General features: G+C 70.1%; 17 protein-coding genes. 6 read left to right on the top strand and 11 right to left on the bottom strand.

Annotation, left to right across the window (positions count from 1 at the left end):
- Positions 1-144: 144 nt before the first annotated feature.
- The 7 genes from FFG40_RS01450 to FFG40_RS01415 all read right to left on the bottom strand — a co-directional run bounded on the left by FFG40_RS01450 (position 145) and on the right by FFG40_RS01415 (position 5,189).
- Complete coding sequence (locus FFG40_RS01450) at positions 145-885, bottom strand: hypothetical protein (RefSeq protein ID WP_138802019.1); 741 nt, start codon at positions 883-885, stop codon at positions 145-147.
- 44 nt (positions 886-929) lie between these two features.
- A complete protein-coding gene (locus FFG40_RS01445; RefSeq protein ID WP_138802018.1) occupies positions 930-1,472 on the bottom strand; it encodes a hypothetical protein in 543 nt (180 codons plus the stop codon).
- Positions 1,473-1,526: 54 nt separating this feature from the next.
- Positions 1,527-2,069: a hypothetical protein gene (locus FFG40_RS01440; protein ID WP_138802017.1), complete on the bottom strand. Its 543-nt coding sequence runs from the start codon at positions 2,067-2,069 to the stop codon at positions 1,527-1,529.
- Entirely contained in the window at positions 2,069-2,665 is a 597-nt protein-coding gene (locus FFG40_RS01435; protein WP_138802016.1) for a hypothetical protein, read from the bottom strand. Before FFG40_RS01435 ends, FFG40_RS01440 begins: the two co-directional genes overlap by 1 nt.
- 642 nt (positions 2,666-3,307) lie before the next feature.
- Complete coding sequence (locus tag FFG40_RS01425; RefSeq protein WP_395876584.1) at positions 3,308-4,504, bottom strand: putative T7SS-secreted protein; 1,197 nt, start codon at positions 4,502-4,504, stop codon at positions 3,308-3,310.
- Positions 4,505-4,512: 8 nt separating this feature from the next.
- Entirely contained in the window at positions 4,513-4,839 is a 327-nt protein-coding gene (locus FFG40_RS01420; protein WP_138802014.1) for a hypothetical protein, read from the bottom strand.
- 56 nt (positions 4,840-4,895) lie between these two features.
- Positions 4,896-5,189, bottom strand: coding sequence for a WXG100 family type VII secretion target (locus FFG40_RS01415; RefSeq protein ID WP_111089241.1), 294 nt, complete (start codon positions 5,187-5,189; stop codon positions 4,896-4,898).
- Between the two features lie 120 nt (positions 5,190-5,309).
- Here FFG40_RS01415 and FFG40_RS01410 point away from each other — a divergent pair, with 120 nt between their 5' ends.
- Positions 5,310-5,819, top strand: coding sequence for an FHA domain-containing protein (locus tag FFG40_RS01410; protein ID WP_138802013.1), 510 nt, complete (start codon positions 5,310-5,312; stop codon positions 5,817-5,819).
- On the opposite strand, the gene FFG40_RS01405 is transcribed toward FFG40_RS01410, so the two are convergent.
- The 4 genes from FFG40_RS01405 to FFG40_RS01390 all read right to left on the bottom strand — a co-directional run bounded on the left by FFG40_RS01405 (position 5,792) and on the right by FFG40_RS01390 (position 9,258).
- Positions 5,792-6,691 (bottom strand): oxygenase MpaB family protein, encoded by a 900-nt coding sequence (locus FFG40_RS01405; protein WP_138802012.1) that lies wholly within the window; start codon positions 6,689-6,691, stop codon positions 5,792-5,794. The two genes, FFG40_RS01410 and FFG40_RS01405, sit on opposite strands and share 28 nt — an antisense overlap.
- Positions 6,688-7,053, bottom strand: coding sequence for a hypothetical protein (locus FFG40_RS01400; RefSeq protein ID WP_138802011.1), 366 nt, complete (start codon positions 7,051-7,053; stop codon positions 6,688-6,690). The genes FFG40_RS01405 and FFG40_RS01400 overlap by 4 nt, the downstream gene beginning before the upstream one ends.
- A gap of 40 nt (positions 7,054-7,093) precedes the next feature.
- Entirely contained in the window at positions 7,094-7,393 is a 300-nt protein-coding gene (locus FFG40_RS01395) for a hypothetical protein (RefSeq protein WP_035809242.1), read from the bottom strand.
- A gap of 233 nt (positions 7,394-7,626) precedes the next feature.
- A complete protein-coding gene (locus FFG40_RS01390; protein ID WP_138802010.1) occupies positions 7,627-9,258 on the bottom strand; it encodes a RecQ family ATP-dependent DNA helicase in 1,632 nt (543 codons plus the stop codon).
- Between the two features lie 241 nt (positions 9,259-9,499).
- Here FFG40_RS01390 and sucC point away from each other — a divergent pair, with 241 nt between their 5' ends.
- The 5 genes from sucC (at position 9,500) to purH (ending at position 16,024) form a co-directional block, all read left to right on the top strand.
- Positions 9,500-10,669 (top strand): ADP-forming succinate--CoA ligase subunit beta, encoded by a 1,170-nt coding sequence (sucC, locus tag FFG40_RS01385; RefSeq protein WP_110863167.1) that lies wholly within the window; start codon positions 9,500-9,502, stop codon positions 10,667-10,669.
- 11 nt (positions 10,670-10,680) lie between these two features.
- Complete coding sequence (gene sucD, locus FFG40_RS01380) at positions 10,681-11,568, top strand: succinate--CoA ligase subunit alpha (protein WP_071250213.1); 888 nt, start codon at positions 10,681-10,683, stop codon at positions 11,566-11,568.
- Between the two features lie 141 nt (positions 11,569-11,709).
- Positions 11,710-13,758: a DUF6350 family protein gene (locus tag FFG40_RS16955; protein ID WP_185974059.1), complete on the top strand. Its 2,049-nt coding sequence runs from the start codon at positions 11,710-11,712 to the stop codon at positions 13,756-13,758.
- A 41-nt stretch (positions 13,759-13,799) separates the two neighbouring features.
- Positions 13,800-14,393 carry a phosphoribosylglycinamide formyltransferase gene (gene purN / locus FFG40_RS01370; protein WP_071404669.1) on the top strand — a complete coding sequence of 198 codons (594 nt, stop codon included), beginning with the start codon at positions 13,800-13,802 and terminating at the stop codon, positions 14,391-14,393.
- Positions 14,390-16,024, top strand: a complete 1,635-nt coding sequence (gene purH / locus FFG40_RS01365; protein WP_138802009.1) for a bifunctional phosphoribosylaminoimidazolecarboxamide formyltransferase/IMP cyclohydrolase — start codon at positions 14,390-14,392, stop codon at positions 16,022-16,024. Before purN ends, purH begins: the two co-directional genes overlap by 4 nt.
- Positions 16,025-16,301: the final 277 nt, after the last annotated feature.

The following is a 16,301-nucleotide window of genomic DNA, read 5'->3' as shown; positions in this document are numbered from 1 at the left end:
GGTGGTCGGACGAGGCCCCCCGCAGCGTCATGCTGCCGCTCATGGCCTGATTCTCGCAGGTTCCCCGGTCCGGCAGGCGCGGTCCGGTCGTTCCTGTGGACACCGGGTGCGGTCTGGAGGCGCGGTGGAAAAATCGGGGTCGGGTCACGTCGTGCGCTTCTCGGGGATCAACCGCGACCACAGCGGGCTGGTGGCGAACTGGGCGATCAAGACCAGTGAAACGACGAACAGCACGTTGACGGTCAGCGGGAACCAGCCAGGGCGTGTCTCCGTGATTCCGAACGACTGCAGGAACAGGTACGAGATCTCTGCAAGTCCAGCACCGCGTCCGCGGATACTCGTCGGCATGGCGAGAGGGTGCGGCGTGATGGTGACACTGAGGAACGCCAGCGTGATGCCCAGGACCCCGACAGCCAGGGACAGTGTCCGGACGCGCTTGCGCGGGTTCTCGCCGAACTCTCGGACGGCCTTGTTGACGAGATCGAGGGTGAATGCGATCCCCAGGGCCACGGCCGCCGCGGACACGACCGCGAGCACACCGAAGCTCGCGAAGACTATGCCGAGTCCGGGGGCTATCAGCACCGCGTCGACGGCGACGGCCAAGCGGCTCGGCGCGGGGATGAGGGCAAAGTCGAGCGCGAGCACGATCAGGGCGTGGCCGGCGACGATGGTGCACGCTGCTCGGAGGAACTGCCGACGCGTTGGCCGGCCGCCGAAGAGCAGCAGGACGAAGAAACAGAGTCCGATGGCGCCGCAGACGAAGGCGAGGATGATGGAAGCGGGCCACCGTGGAGCGTCGCCGCGGAACGCCATCCACGCCGCCACAGCGCTCCAACTGACCGCGGCCACCGTCCAGAACCACCGCAATCGCGCGGGCTGTGACATCGGTCGCTCGGTCAGTGCAGTGAGACGGTCGACATACACGGGGATCAGACCGCCTTGAGGGATCGGGCGAGTTGCTCGACATCGGGCTGGACCGGCTCGAGGCACTCCGGCGGGAGTTCGACACGGAGTTGGACGGACAGGCGGTCGCACCGGAACCCAGCGACATGACCGACGACGTCCTGACCGCGCTGGAGTTCGGCGCGCCACCCCTCGATACCTGGAGCGATGAGTGCCGGTGATGCGAGGCCGACCATGACGTCGCTGCTGTCCCGTGGACCGACGAGGCGGCGGAGATGCGCGGTCAGGTCCGGCTCGGCCGGTTCCCACCGGACGCGGACCAAGAGGACCTCGGCCGGGAGCGCTGCCCGATGGATGAAGTACTGCTCGTTCGGTCGGGTCGCCTGTGCCACTGAACCGAAGAGCGTCTGGAGGAACATCTGCTTCGGATGCGGGCTGAAGACCTTGCGCGGCAGAATGTCCCGCACCGTCGGTTGCGCCCACTTCATGATCTTCTTGGCGGGGGCATCGCCGAGGTCGTTCGGCACCGGCAGCCACACCCCGTCGACTCCCCGGGCTACGATCTCCAATTCAGTCGCCCCCTGCCTGTTCGATTTGCTCCTGACCACGGCGAGGGGAGTTCATCAGCTCACCCGGCGAATGCGCTGGATGAGATCAGCGACTGCCCCCTGCATGGCGAGCAACGCGCGGCCGTCGACATCCACCTTGACCTGCACACCGAGGTCGTCGAGCGGGAACGCTGCAATGTAGCCGTGCTCGGAGTGATCGCGAGTGATCGAGGTGCGAAGTCCACTGGTTCCCAACGGGGACAGCCACTCCGATGGAGTGCCGAGTGTGGTCTGCTTCAAGTCCGGCGTTGCGAGCTCGAGGAGCGTCTGCCGCGGGGAGTTTCCCAACCTCACCCACCGCAGCCGAACCGGCAGGAACTGGTCCGGAAGAGTTGCCCGGAGGACGTAGGCTCGCTCGTTGGGGCTGGTCATGGCAGCAGCGGCGGCGAGCGAAGCCTGTATCGGGAACTGTTGTGGATCCTGCCCGAAGAGCCGCTTCGGGAGGACTGACCGGGCAGCAGATGCAGCCCACTTGGCGATCTTCCGGTCAGAAGCGTTCTGGAAGTCGTTCGGAACGACGATCCAGTCCTCTTCTGCTCCGGGTACGTCGAGGTTCATCAACGGTGTCCTGACTCGACTTGTTGAGTGATGGTGATGGCATCGATCAAACGGACCATTGCGTCGGTGCGGCGCACGAGCACATCGAAGTTCGGATTGTCGCCGACCACCGTGACGACCATGTCCCGCTGTCGGAACGCAAATGCCAGGGACCCGAACAGTTCTCGGTCTTGGCCGAGCGCGCGGAATCGTAAAGCTCGTACCCCGGCGCCGAGCGAAGCTGCTCGATGTGGTTCGACGATCGGTGGCTCGAGAGTTTCGCGGGGCTCTCCCTGAACGAGTTCCGCAAGATCGAAAGTCTCATCATCCGTTTCACGGGCGAATCGGATCCGAACGATCGTCGGCGGTTCGAGAGCATCAGGGAGGTGAACGGCCACGATCTCATCTTCGAGGAGTGAATCCGCAAGCGTCTGCAGCGTCTGCACGAGCCATGACGCGAGCACCTCGTCGCCGTGGAGATCCTCGGGGAGTTCGCTCGCCCAGGCCTGGACCCGCTCGGCAGTTAGTAAATTGTCTTCACGTTCGGCGAACAACCAGCCCGGTTCGAGCAGATCGACCGTGACTGAGAGGGCGGACGGTTCAATCATCGTGCTCACCTGGAGATGCTTGCATGACCGCACCCCCATCGTCGATCCACCGGAAGGTCGTGAGTAACGCTCGGAAGAGTTCCACAAGTGAGGAGTTGACGCGAGTTTCCGCTGCGTGCAGGTCTGGCCCGGTCGGTGCCTGATCAGTCAGCACGGTGAACACGAGCGCCAGGAGGAAGTCATCCCGCTGTGGAACGGCGAGGAGGACTGAGGTGGAGCTCAACACGCGAGCGGACCCGCGCGGCAGGGCTGGCGGCTGATCAAGGGGGGTCAGGACAGCCACGGATCCTGCAACTGAGAGGACTTCGGCACCTGCTCCGAGGCTTCGAGCGAGCAAGACGTCCTCGGCCGAATGGTTCACTGCTTCGGCAAGTGCTGCACGAGCGACCGTTATCGATGCCGCGATGGACGTACCGGGCACTGGCCCCGATGTCATGAAGGTGTCGAGCACGCTATGAGAGGTGTCTGGTGCGTAGGCGGCCTCGAAGAGGCTTCCGACTTCTGCCCTCCAGTTGTCCCCGGGGCGGGAAGCAAAGGAGCGATCCGCCTGACGCAACATCTCGTCGGGGGTCCCAGCGGAAAGATGGATCCAGCCTGCGGGCAGAGCCAGAGCATACGAAGCAGGTATCCCCATGTCGCGACGTTCGCTATTCACCAGCGCGAGCCGATTGGCATCGTCGCCCAACGATCGACCTTCTGCCAGGCCGGGATGTAGTCCTTCGCCCAGCCGAAGCCGTCAGCAGCCACACCTGTCCAACCGAGACCGATCCCGGTGGTGAGCACCGTGTTCAGTCGGGCAACCGCCTCCGGACTCTGACCGACCGCGCCCACCTGTGAGCGACGGATCCACTGCACCATGTGGGCAAGCTCTTCGTCACCGGCGGCAAGGAATCGGTACTTGTTGTAAATGCCTTCCCGAGCGATACGCGTGTAGCTCCGTGACACCCGGGTGAAGGCGGCTGTTTCGCTCATCCCGTCCGCGACGATCGATTGCACTCGCGATTGTGCAACGGCGTTGACGGCTACTCGTCCGCTGGAAACGGCGAGCTTGCCTGCGCCGAAGGTCACGAGACCGAAGGCGTCAAGCGCCACATCTCCCCAGGACCCGGTTCCGGCGGCGGCCTTCGTCACGTCAGCCGCGGTGCCGAAGATCATCACTCCGAGCGCCAGCGCGCCGAGCCAAGATGTCAACGGGAACAGGAGCGCCGCGATCGCGAGCACGGTTCCGGCGAACTGCGCGATCTTGACGACGACCGAGATCCACTCGTCGTTGTCCTTCATCCACTGCTTGAAGTCGTCCCAGCCGCTGTCGTTCAGGCCGTCGTCGACGCTGTCGTCGATTCTTGCAATGGCCCGCTGCGCGGCAGCATCGAGCCCTTCCACGGCGGCACGCAAGGTGCTCGCAGCTCGGGTCGCGTCCGCGCGGGCCCCGTCGGCCCGCGACCGCTGCGTGTCCGCGAGCGTCTGGTACTCCGTCTGCTGATCCGGATCGGTGGCGCTGTTCGCGAGGTCCTGGTAGCGGTCCTGGGAGCGGCTGGAGGACTGCACTTCGGATTCGCTTTGATCGTGCAGTCGAGTGGCACTGGATGCCTCGTCGAGCGCCGAAGTGAGTGCCGTCGCGTACTCGGACAGTGCATCCCCGGTGCCTGAGTAGCGGCCTTCGGCGCGCCCGAGCTTGTCGGCGAGGTCGCCTGCCTTCTTCAGGAAAGCGGTGACCGCTTTGCTCTCCGAATCCGAGCCGTCCAGTCGCTTGAGGGTGCTGGCCGCGTCGCTGATCGCGGTTGCGATCTGGTGGTAGCGCTGCGCCATGTCCTGAACGGCAACCGGATCGCCCGTAGGGCCCCCCACGAGCGCGCTCACTTCTCGCTCGCAATCGACTTGACGAGTTCCGATTCGGTGTCGTCGAAGGCGCCATCGACGTTCAGGGCGAGCTTCGCGAGCTTCTCGATGGAGTCGCTGAGTTCGCGTCGGTGACTGTCCCACCCCGAGGAGAACGACCGGATGCGGCTTGCGAGCGCGGCATGCCCAACGGCGTCCGCCGCGTCACCCGAGTGCTGGTCCGCGTGGTCGAACTCGTTCTTCACCGCGTTGAGGTCGCTCCAGAGCGACTGCATCTTCGCGCCCTGGTAGCGCAGAGTTCCGCCTGCCAATGTCTTCCTCTTCCCCCGGTGCCACGTGGTCATGCTGAGAGCGGTGGCCGACGCCCGAAGACGCCGGCCACCACCGTTCCGAGTCGGTCTCAGCCGATGCTGGACGCGAGCTGCTCGTCGGTCGACTCGAGGGTGTTCGCCGCGCTCTCGAGGAACCCGGCCATGCCGTCGATGGCCTGGATCGTCTGCGTCGCGCCGGAGTTGAACTCCGAGTACGTCGAGTCGAAGGCCTTCGAGGACTTGTCGGTGACGTACCCCGACGAGACGAGGTTGTCGATCTGGCTCTTGAGCTGGCTCAGCTGGTCCTCGATGGCCTTCTGGCCGTTGCGAAGCTGCGAAGCCTGGTTGCGAAGATCGTCGTAGGTGACGTTGACATTGGCCATGGCGCATGCCCTCCCGATGCGTATGTGAAGTACCGGGCGACCCCCGGCGCGGTTCGACCATACTTGATCGCGTTGCATCTCGCACCACTTCTGAACAATCACCAGAACGAGGGGTACACGGTGGCTCGACGCCGGAAGGACGACGACACTCCGAAGCGCCCGGCGGTCACGCGTGCCGACGTCGAGCGCGACCGGCAGGCCGGGTACCTGTCCCGCGCCTGGGTGCTGCCCTCGGCTCCGGTGTCGGACGACGAGCCGGACGCGGTCGTCCGGACGGAGCAGCCGCTGCCGACGATCGGCATCGTGCCGCGACTCGTGCTCGAGGTCGCGCCGGGCACCGTCGTGCCGCTCGACCAGCCGGTCGTCGTGGGGCGACGCGTCCCGACCGCGCCGGGACGACGAGCCGTGCTGCTCGACGACCCGGGGAAATCGGTGTCGCGCGAGCACGCCGCGATGCGGCCGACGGGGGACGGCGGCCTGGTGGTCGAGGACCTCGGGTCGTCGAACGGCACGGTGGTCGTCCGCGCATCCGGTGCGCAGGAACCCAGCGTGGGCGGCGCACAGGTCATCGCCCGGCCCGGTGACGTCGTGATGGTGGGGGACTACGCCGTGCGGGTACTCGCAGGCTGACCAGCACCAGCACCAGCACCAGCACCAGCACCAGCCCCGGCCGTCGCGTACCGCCCCGCGGTCCGCCGCATCGCCCGCAGCAGCAACGGCCCCGGCAGTCGCAGCAGCGCCCCCGGCACCAGCGCCCGCACCCCGGCCACCACCCGCACGGTGCGCCGGAAACGCCGTTCCTCCCGCGGCCCCCAGGCGAAGCCGTACGCCGTGCGCACCCGTTTCGGCAGCATCCCCACGGTCACGATGCGGACGAGGGGCATCGCCGCCCGCACCCACAGCGGCGCGAACCGCGGGTGCAGCAGGTCGCGGACGACCCCGCGGGCGTCGTCGGTGACCTCGAGCCCCTCCAGTGTCCGCTGCCAGTACCGGTCGAACGCCGCCACCGAGGTCGGCCAACGCTCCGGCGGCACCCGCAGCGCGGTCGCGATCGGGGCGTAGGCGGCGAGGACCTGCTCGGCGCGGGCCGCGGAGACGCGTGTGCCGAACAGGTCGTGCGCCCGCCGGGCGGAGTCGAACAGGGTCGCGGCCACCCAGAGTTGCCGATCGACGTCGTCGGCGCCGGCGACGGGCCGGTGCGCACGGTTGACGAAGCCGGCCGCGGTCGCCGAGTCGGTCTCCGTGCCGATGACGACGGCGTAGACGAACATCAGGGTGTGGGCGAGCCGCTGCTGGGGGCGCCGGGCGAAGTCCGAGTGCCGTCGGACACCGGCCGCGACGACGGGGTCGGCGATCTGCAGCAGGATGGCGCGGCCGCCCGCGGCCACGGGGGTGCTGTCGGCGAGGAACCGACGCAGGTCACGGTCGTCGACGCGCCCAGCAGGCGGACGGGAGGCACGGTGCGGGTCGTGTGTCGCGCCTCCAGGCCGTGGGGTGGTCACTCGGCACCGCGTCGGCGTCGCGCCCGCAGGACGGGCCGCAGGTCCACGGCGATCGCCGCCAGGAGCGCGACTGCGCCGACGACCAGGGCGACCAGTGCGGACGAGGCGTCGACCGGTGCGTCACCGGTCAAGGCGAGGAGCGTCGCGACGAGCCAGATCGCGGGGAGCGGCCAGAGGCGGGTCGGTGATCCGGTGACGACCGCAGCGACGACGCCGACGACCAGGAGCGGGACCCAGCGGCCACCGGGCTCCGAGCGGGCGGCGAGGTGTGCCGCGGCCGCGACCAGGAGCATCGCCGCGACGGCCAGCAGCCGCGCTGCCGAGGGCATGCTGCGGACGCTGGCACGGACTCGTCGGAACACGGCCCGATGCTACCGAGCCGTGTTCCGGGGGAGCCTGGGCTCAGAGCGGCTTCGTGCCGAGGTCGTTGCCGAGGTCGGCGCGGTCCTCGTCCTGCTCGTTCTCGTGCTCCCACAGGTCGGGCGAACCCTCGCGCGGGGAGCCACCGGTCGGACCGTCGTCGGATCCGTCACCGGGCTGCGGCTCGACCGTCTCGCCGGCGACCGCGTCGTTCGTCACCGTCTCGAGGGACTCCTCGGCCTCGTCCACCTCGTACGGGCCGACGTGCTCACGGTCGATGTCGTCGTCGCGACGCTGCTGGGACTCGAAGTCGTCGACGGGGCTGATGCCGGGGTCGCTCATGGTGGTTCCTTTCCGTTGCGGGCTTCCTGCCTACCCGCCGGCGCTTGGCGGCCGTCCGGTTTCGTGTCGTGTTCACCCGGGCGTCACCTGCCGGTCACACCGCCACGGCAGCATCGCCGATGCTCGGGGGAGTGGAGCGCGGTCGCCGACGGGTGGTCGAGCGACCGCGCCTTCCCCGCCCGGGTCGTCCGGGCCGGTGCGCTGACCGCCTGCGCTTTCGTCCCTGGTTTCGGTCAGACGCGTTCGAGCAGGTCGCGTTGCTCGACGTCGGCGAGTGCGAGGGTGCGGTAGCCGGCGGACTCGAAGAACACCGTGATGCGGTCCTCTTCCGTGCTCATCACCACGCCCGTGCCCCACTCGGCGTGCTCGACGCGCGCATCCGGCGGCCACGCTTCGTCGTTCGCACCGTCGGCGACGTGGGCGGAGGCCTCGCGAGCCGTGCCGGACGAGCAGGTGTCGCAGTTCCCGCACGGCTCCGGCAGCTCGTCGCCGAAGTAGCCGAGCAGGAACTGCCGGCGGCACCCGGTCGTCTCGGCGAGCTGGCGCATCATGGCGATTCGGGACTCCTCGACCCGTTCCCGTTCGGCGGCACGGTCGGCTGTCGCACGTGCCGCACGGTCGGCGTCCTGCGGGCCGTCCGGCACCCGGGAGACACCGTCGACGTCGTCGCGCAGGGCGCCGGCGTCGAGCAGGGCGTTGAGTGCTCGACCGGCGGTGCGGGCCGACAGTCCAGCGGCCTCCACCAGTGCGGAGCGGGCGATCGAGCCGGTCGCCGGGACGGCGTCGAACACGGCCCGGACCGAGGCGGGTCGCGGCGAGCCGGACGCGAAGAACGTGCGCAGGCCGAAGTCCTCGGCGCGGTAGTGCAGGGTGGCGCCGGCCGGTTCGGCGTCCCGCCCGGCCCGCCCGATCTCCTGGTAGTAGGCGTCGATCGACTCGGGGACGTCGGCGTGCACGACGTACCGGACGTCGGGCTTGTCGATGCCCATGCCGAAGGCACTCGTCGCGACCACCACGTCGACGTCGCCGTCCAGGAACCCGGTGTGCACGGCCTCGCGCTCCGCCACCCGCATGCCGGCGTGGTACGGCTGCGCGCGGCGACCACGGGCGGCGAGGGCGTCGGCGTACTCCGTGGTCGCGGCGCGGGTGGCGACGTAGACGACCGTGGGTCCGTCGAGCTCGGCGACCTGGTCGACCACGGCCTGGCGCTTCTCGGCGTCCTCGGCGTGCCGGACCACCTCGAGCCGGATGCCGGGACGGTCGAACCCCGAGGCGAGCACGAACGGGTCGCGCATGCCGAGCCGCTCGACGATGTCGTCGCGGACCGGAGCGGAACCCGTCGCGGTCAGGGCGAGCACCGGCGGGCGGCCCAGGCGCTCCGCGACCTCGCCGAGCGCCAGGTAGTCCGGTCGGAAGTCGTGACCCCACGACGAGATGCAGTGCGCCTCGTCGACGGCGACCAGCGCGACCCCGGCATCGCGGAGGCGCTCGAGCACGTCGTCCTTCACCAGCTGTTCGGGGGCGAGGAACACGTAGCCGACCTCGCCCGCGGCGACGGCGTCCCACGCATCGGCGACGTCCCGTGCCTTCTTCGTGGCGTTCAGGGCGACGGGTCGGGGCGCGTCGGGATGGTGCTCGAGCCCGACCACCTGGTCCTCCTGCAGCGCGACGAGCGGGGAGACGACCACGACGAGGCCGTCCAGTCCGAGGCCGGCGACCTGGTAGATCGCGGACTTGCCCGATCCGGTGGGCATGACCGCCAGGGCGTCACGGCGTTCGAGCACGGCGTCGATGACCGACTCCTGGTCGGGGCGGAGCTTCCAGCCGAAGACCTCGGTGGCACGGGTACGGAGTTCGGGTTGCACCGATCCACACTGCCGAGCGCGAGCTCGGGCCGGTCCCAGCGGTGCGCGCAGCGGCTCATGCGCTCCCGGTGCCCGGTCCTGATCGGCGGGTACCCGGCTGTGTCCGACGTGCACCGGCCGTCCACCGAGCAGCGCTAGGCTGCGTGGCGGCCGTTGTCTCGACATCGAGCGACCCTCGATGTGGAGTGCGCGACCGGGAAACCGATGCCGATCGCACGAACCGTGCGGGAAGAAGAACAGCGTGGATCTTTTCGAGTATCAGGCCAGGGACCTCTTCGAGTCCTACGGCGTCCCCGTGTTGCAGGGGATCATCGCCGACACCCCCGAGCAGGCGAAGGCGGCGGCCGAGAAGATCGGTGGCGTCGTGGTCGTCAAGGCGCAGGTGAAGGTCGGCGGTCGCGGCAAGGCCGGTGGCGTGAAGGTCGCGAAGACCCCGGACGAGGCGTTCGAGCACGCGCAGGCCATCCTCGGCCTCGACATCAAGGGCCACACCGTCCAGCGCGTCATGGTCGCCCAGGGTGCGGACATCGCCGAGGAGTTCTACTTCTCCGTGCTGCTCGACCGGGCCAACCGCTCCTACCTCTCGCTCACCAGCGTCGAGGGCGGGATGGAGATCGAGCAGCTCGCCGTCGAGAAGCCCGAGGCGCTCGCCCGGGTCGAGGTCGACCCGCTGACGGGCATCGACAAGGCCGCCGCGCTCGAGATCGCCGCGCAGGCGAACTTCCCATCGGAGCTGCAGGACGCCGTCGCCGACGTCTTCGTCAAGCTCTACGACGTCTACAAGGGCGAGGATGCGACCCTCGTCGAGGTGAACCCCCTCGTCCGCACCGGCGACGGCCAGATCCTGGCACTCGACGGCAAGGTCTCGCTCGACGAGAACGCCGACTTCCGCCACGAGGGCCACAAGGACCTCGAGGACACCGCCAGCGAGGACCCGCTCGAGGCCAAGGCGAAGGCCCACGGGCTGAACTACGTCAAGCTCGATGGCCAGGTCGGCGTCATCGGCAACGGTGCGGGGCTCGTCATGTCGACGCTCGACGTCGTCGCCTACGCCGGTGAGCGCCACGGCGGCGTGAAGCCCGCCAACTTCCTCGACATCGGCGGCGGCGCCTCGGCCGAGGTCATGGCCAACGGCCTCGACGTCATCCTCGGCGACCCGCAGGTGAAGAGCGTTTTCGTGAACGTCTTCGGCGGCATCACCGCCTGCGACGCCGTCGCGAACGGCATCGTCGCCGCGCTCGGCATCCTCGGCGACGCGGCCACCAAGCCGCTCGTCGTGCGCCTCGACGGCAACAACGTGGAAGAGGGTCGCCGGATCCTGGCGGAGGCAGCGCACCCGCTCGTCACCGTCGCCGCGACCATGGACGATGCGGCCGAGAAGGCCGCCGAACTCGCCGCCGCAGCGGCCTGAAGGGACTGACCATGTCGATCTTCCTCAACAAGGACTCCAAGGTCATCGTCCAGGGCATCACCGGTGGCGAGGGCACGAAGCACACCGCGCTGATGCTCAAGGCCGGCACGAACGTCGTCGGCGGTGTCAACGCCCGCAAGGCCGGCACCACCGTCACCCACGGCGACGTGTCGTTGCCGGTCTTCGGCTCGGTACGCGAGGCCATCGACACCACCGGTGCCGACGTCTCGATCGTCTTCGTCCCGCCGGCCTTCGCGAAGGACGCTGTGACCGAGGCCATCGACGCCGAGATCCCGCTCGTCGTCGTCATCACCGAGGGCATCCCCGTGCAGGACTCGGCCGAGTTCTGGGCGCACGCCAAGGCGAAGGGCGGGACGACCCGGATCATCGGGCCGAACTGCCCCGGCATCATCACCCCGGGGGAGTCCCTCGTCGGCATCACCCCGGCGACGATCACCGGCAAGGGCCCGATCGGGCTCGTCTCGAAGTCCGGCACCCTGACCTACCAGATGATGTACGAGCTCCGAGACCTGGGCTTCTCGACCGCCATCGGCATCGGCGGCGACCCGGTCATCGGCACCACGCACATCGACGCGCTCGCCGCGTTCGAGGCCGACCCCGAGACCGAGGCCATCGTCATGATCGGCGAGATCGGTGGCGACGCGGAAGAGCGTGCCGCCGAGTTCATCAAGGCGCACGTCACCAAGCCGGTCGTCGGCTACGTCGCGGGCTTCACCGCTCCCGAGGGCAAGACGATGGGCCACGCCGGCGCGATCGTGTCCGGTTCGGCCGGTACCGCCGAGGCGAAGAAGCAGGCGCTCGAGGCCGCCGGCGTCAAGGTCGGCAAGACGCCGTCCGAGACCGCCGCGCTGCTGCGCGAGGTCGTCGCCGCTCGCTAGCGGTTCGTCCGTTCCGCACAACACCGGTGTTCGTCGGTTGAACCGCGTCCTGCGCGTGTTCGTCCTGCGAACACCGGTGTTTTGCGTCGGCAGCCGCGCGGCTCCGGGGCGGCCGCGCGAGGGGCACGTATCCTCGCTGCGATGAACCGCCTGGGAACCGCTCTGCTCGCCGCGATCGAGGCGGTCGTGACGGTCGGCGTCGGCATCGGGATCGCCCTCGTGCCCCTGACGCTGCTCTGGGGGTTCGAGTACGGCCTGCAGATCGACTGGGACGTGTTCTGGAAGGCCACCGGCAGCGTGTGGCTCGTCGGACACGGCGTCGACGTCTCGTTCCTGCTCGGGTCCGCACTCGCCAAGAGCACCGGGGTCAGTGGCGCCGCCGACCCCATCCAGGTCACCCTGGCGGCCCTCGGGTTCGCGGTCGTGACGGCCTGGCTCGGCGCCCGCGCCGGACGGCGGTTCGCGGAGACCGAGCACCGCACCACCGGGCTGCTGGTCGGGACCGCCGTCGTCGCGCTCCTCGGTCTGGCCGTCGCGCTGTCGTCGACCTCCGCCGCCACCCGCCCCACGCTCTGGCAGGCCGTGGTGCTGCCGGCACTCTGGTTCGGGATCCCCGCACTCGCCGCCTCCGAGGTCTGCCGTCGTCGCCGTGACCTGCCGGCCGACGCCGGCACCCAGCGCGTCATCGACCTGGTCGACCGCATCCCCGCCGTCTGGCGGTCCGTCGCCGGGTTCGGCCTGCGCGCCGGGACCGCCGCGACCGCCGTGGTCGTCGGCGTGGCCGCGGTGCTCGTCGGTCTGCTGCTCTTCACCTCGTTCGCCGAGGTCATCACCCTGTACGAGCAGTCGCACGCCGGGATCATCGGCGGCGTCGCGCTCACGGTCGGGCAGCTCGCGTTCCTGCCGGACTTCGTCGGGTGGGCGACCTCGTGGTTGATCGGCCCCGGGTTCGCCATCGGCACCGGGTCGAGCGTCTCCCCGATCGCCACGACCCTGGGTCCGATCCCCGGTCTGCCGGTCTTCGGCGCCTTGCCGACCTCCGGTCACACCTTCGGGCTCGTCTGGATCCTCGTGCCGGTCATCGCCGGGTTCGCGATCGGCGGCTCGATGCGACCGCGGTTGGTGCGGGCCCTGGGCGCCGCCGACTCCGCGCTGCACCGTGCGCTCGGCGGTGTCGTCGCAGGACTCGTGGCCGGTGTGCTCACGGGGCTCATCGCCTGGGTGTCGTCCGGCTCGTTCGGCCCCGGGCGCCTGACCGACGTCGGCCCGAACGCCCTGGCGGTCGGTGGGTTCGCCGCGCTCGAGGTCGGCCTGCCGGCGATCATCGCCCTCGCCGCGGGCAGCGACCTGGTCCGGCTGCCGGACCGTGGATGGACGCGGGAGCGCTGGACCGAGGCCGACGAACCCGACCATGACCACGACACGGCGCACGCCGGGGTCGACGTCGGCGAGGGGTCCCTGCTCGCCGCGCTCGACCAGGCCGGCGCCGGGCGCACCACCGACGTGCACCGCTTCGTGGTCGAGGAGTCCCACGACGGGTCGACCGCTGCACGGCCCCGCGCGACGACCGAGCACGCGACCGAGCCGGTCAGCAGCGAGCCCGCCGACGCCGCAACCGCACGGCCCACCTCCGCCCCCGCACGGCCCACCTCCCCACCCGCACCCGCACCCGCGCCCGTCGCACCGCGCGCCGGTGACACCGATCACGACGTCGAGCTCCCCGACTGGGCGAAGACCGACGCGGTGGCCGCCGACCGCCTGGCCGCCGAGCCCGGACCGGAGCGCCGCAGCGCCGGACGAGCAGCCCTGGGTGGCCTCCGCGACCGCCTGGCCGACGCGGCCGAGGGTGTCCGGGGACGAGCCGGTGCACTCCGCGACCGCGTGACCGGCTCCGACGCCGAGCCCCAGCGCCCCGGCTCCGAGCGGCCCGCAGCGCCCGCCCCGGCAGCTGCACCCACCCCGGTGCCCACCGACGCCCAGCCCGCGTTCCCGTGGAGCACCGAGGAGTTCGTCGCCGGCCGGGACGACGTCGACGAGACGGCCGAGGCGGACCGCGTGGACGTCGCGCCGGACACCCGAGCGCCCGCCTCGAAGCCGGCGGAGCAGTCCCGGCCGGCGAAGTGGGACGTCACCGACCAGATCCCCGAGGACGAACTGCCCTGGTGGCGGCAGCCGAAGGACGACCGGTAACAGCGCCCGTCGGGTGCGTGCCTGCCGGTAGGGTTGGTGCCGTGCTCGAACTGGTCGTCCTGATCTCCGGTACCGGGTCGAACCTCCGAGCCCTGCTCGAAGCGACCTTCGACGCCGAGTACCCCGCCCGTGTCGTCGCCATCGGTGCCGATCGTGACGCCGAGGGCCTCGGCCTGGGCGAGGAGTTCTCGATCCCGACCTTCACGGTGCCGTTCACCCGCTACGACTCGCGCGCCGAGTGGGGTCAGGCCCTGGCGGAGCAGATCCGCCCGTGGTCGCCCGACCTGCTCGTGCTCTCCGGCCTGATGCGCCTGCTGCCCCCGGCCGTGGTGTCCGAGTTCGCCCCGGGGATCATCAACACGCACCCGGCGTACCTGCCCGAGTTCCCCGGCGCCCACGGCGTGCGGGATGCCCTGGCCGCCGGGGTCACCGAGACCGGCGCGAGCGTCATCGCGGTCGACGACGGCGTCGACACGGGGCCGATCCTCGCGCAGGAGCGCATCCCGGTGCTGCCGGGCGACACCGAGTCGACGCTGCACGACCGGATCAAGCCGGTCGAGCGCCGCCTGCTCATCCAGACCATCCTCGACATCGCCAACGGCACCACCGACCTGAAGGGCACCCCGAGCGCATGAGCGTGCACGCAGCCGACCCCAGCCTCTACCGCGACCGTGACGTGGTCCCGGTCCGCCGTGCACTCATCTCGGTGAGCGACAAGTCCGGCCTGCTCGAGCTCGCCGGCGCCCTGGCCGACTCCGGGGTCGAGATCGTGTCGACCGGCTCCACCGCGCAGACGATCCGTGACGCCGGCTACGCCGTCACCGACGTCGCGAGCGTCACCGGGTTCCCCGAGTCGCTCGACGGCCGGGTGAAGACCCTGCACCCGTCGGTGCACGCCGGCCTGCTCGCCGACCTGCGGCTCGAGTCGCACGAGCAGCAGCTCGCCGACCTCGACATCGCGCCGTTCGAGCTCGTCGTCGTGAACCTCTACCCGTTCGTCGAGACGGTGGCGTCGGGTGCCGACACCGCGACCGTGGTCGAGAACGTCGACATCGGTGGCCCCGCGATGGTCCGTGCGTCGGCGAAGAACCACCCGAACGTGGCGATCGTCGTGTCCCCGGCGTCCTACCCCGAGGTCGTCGAGGCCGTGCGTGCCGGCGGCACCACGCTCGAGCTCCGGAAGCGCCTCGCAGCCCAGGCCTTCGCGCACACCGCCGCCTACGACACCGCGGTGGCGTCCTACTTCGCGAGCGACGTCGTCACCGCCGCTGCGGCCCCGACGACCGCCGGCGACATCCGGACCCCCGGTGCGTTCGACGAGCACCTGGCGGTCGAGGCCGAGCTGTCGGCGACCCTGCGCTACGGCGAGAACGCCCACCAGGCCGCGGCGCTCTACACGACGTCGGGCGGTACCGGCATCGCACAGGCGACGCAGCTGCACGGCAAGGAGATGTCGTACAACAACTACGTCGACGCCGACGCAGCGGTCCGCGCGGCCTTCGACTTCGACGAGCCCGCCGTCGCGATCATCAAGCACGCCAACCCGTGCGGCATCGCGATCGCCCCGGCCGACTCCGCCGACCCGATCGCCTCGGCCCACGCCGCCGCGCACGCCTGCGACCCGCTCTCGGCGTTCGGCGGGGTCATCGCCGCGAACCGCCCGGTCACCGTGGCCATGGCCGAGACCGTGAAGGACATCTTCACCGAGGTCGTCGTCGCCCCCGGGTTCGACCCCGAGGCGCTCGAGATCCTGTCGCGCAAGAAGAACATCCGCCTGCTCACGCTGCCGGCCGACTTCGCGCTCGCCGACCGCGAGGTCAAGCAGATCTCCGGCGGGTTCCTGGTGCAGGACGCCGACCGCTTCACGGGCTTCGACCAGGCCACCTGGACCCTCGTCGCCGGCGAGCCCGCCGACGAACAGACCCTCGCCGACCTGGCCTTCGCGTGGCGTGCGAGCCGTTCGGTGAAGTCGAACGCCATCCTGCTGGCGAACCAGGGCGCGAGCGTCGGCGTCGGCATGGGCCAGGTCAACCGGGTCGACTCCTGCCACCTCGCGGTGAACCGGGCCGGTGACCGCGCGACCGGCAGCGTGGCGGCGTCGGACGCGTTCTTCCCGTTCGCCGACGGCCTGCAGGTGCTGCTCGACGCCGGTGTCCGTGCGGTGGCGCAGCCCGGTGGCAGTGTCCGCGACGACGAGGTCATCGCCGCGGCGAAGGCCGCCGGCGTCACGATGTACTTCACGAGCGAGCGCCACTTCTTCCACTGATGTGAACAAATGGTGGCGAACCATTGCGCGCCGTGAGTCACTGTGAATAGTCTGTAAGGCTCCGCGGCAGGCAGCCGACGATCCCTCGGGACCGGCGGCACCGTGGACACAACGGTGACGAAGACGACGACTGGAGTGACGATGGACAACATGACCGGAACCGTGGCGACGGCCGCCCGCGCAGGTCTCGTGTCCGTCGTGGGGACCACTCCCGCACGGCGATCCCTGATCGCACCGCGGCCCCGCGCCGCGGCCGCCGTCTAGTCGGGCCGTTCCC

The organism is Curtobacterium sp. KBS0715, from assembly GCF_005938005.2.
GTDB classification, from domain to species: Bacteria; Actinomycetota; Actinomycetes; order Actinomycetales; family Microbacteriaceae; genus Curtobacterium; species Curtobacterium flaccumfaciens.
This window is presented reverse-complemented; position numbering and strand designations above follow the sequence as displayed.

Coding starts and splice junctions, on each gene's coding strand:
- FFG40_RS01450 (WP_138802019.1), bottom strand. CDS start 885: ATGTCACAGCCCGCGCGATTGCGGTGGTTCTGGACGGTGGCCGCGGTC.
- FFG40_RS01440 (WP_138802017.1), bottom strand. CDS start 2,069: ATGAACCTCGACGTACCCGGAGCAGAAGAGGACTGGATCGTCGTTCCG.
- FFG40_RS01420 (WP_138802014.1), bottom strand. CDS start 4,839: ATGACCACGTGGCACCGGGGGAAGAGGAAGACATTGGCAGGCGGAACT.
- FFG40_RS01415 (WP_111089241.1), bottom strand. CDS start 5,189: ATGGCCAATGTCAACGTCACCTACGACGATCTTCGCAACCAGGCTTCG.
- FFG40_RS01395 (WP_035809242.1), bottom strand. CDS start 7,393: ATGAGCGACCCCGGCATCAGCCCCGTCGACGACTTCGAGTCCCAGCAG.
- sucD (WP_071250213.1), top strand. CDS start 10,681: ATGTCGATCTTCCTCAACAAGGACTCCAAGGTCATCGTCCAGGGCATC.
- FFG40_RS16955 (WP_185974059.1), top strand. CDS start 11,710: ATGAACCGCCTGGGAACCGCTCTGCTCGCCGCGATCGAGGCGGTCGTG.
- purH (WP_138802009.1), top strand. CDS start 14,390: ATGAGCGTGCACGCAGCCGACCCCAGCCTCTACCGCGACCGTGACGTG.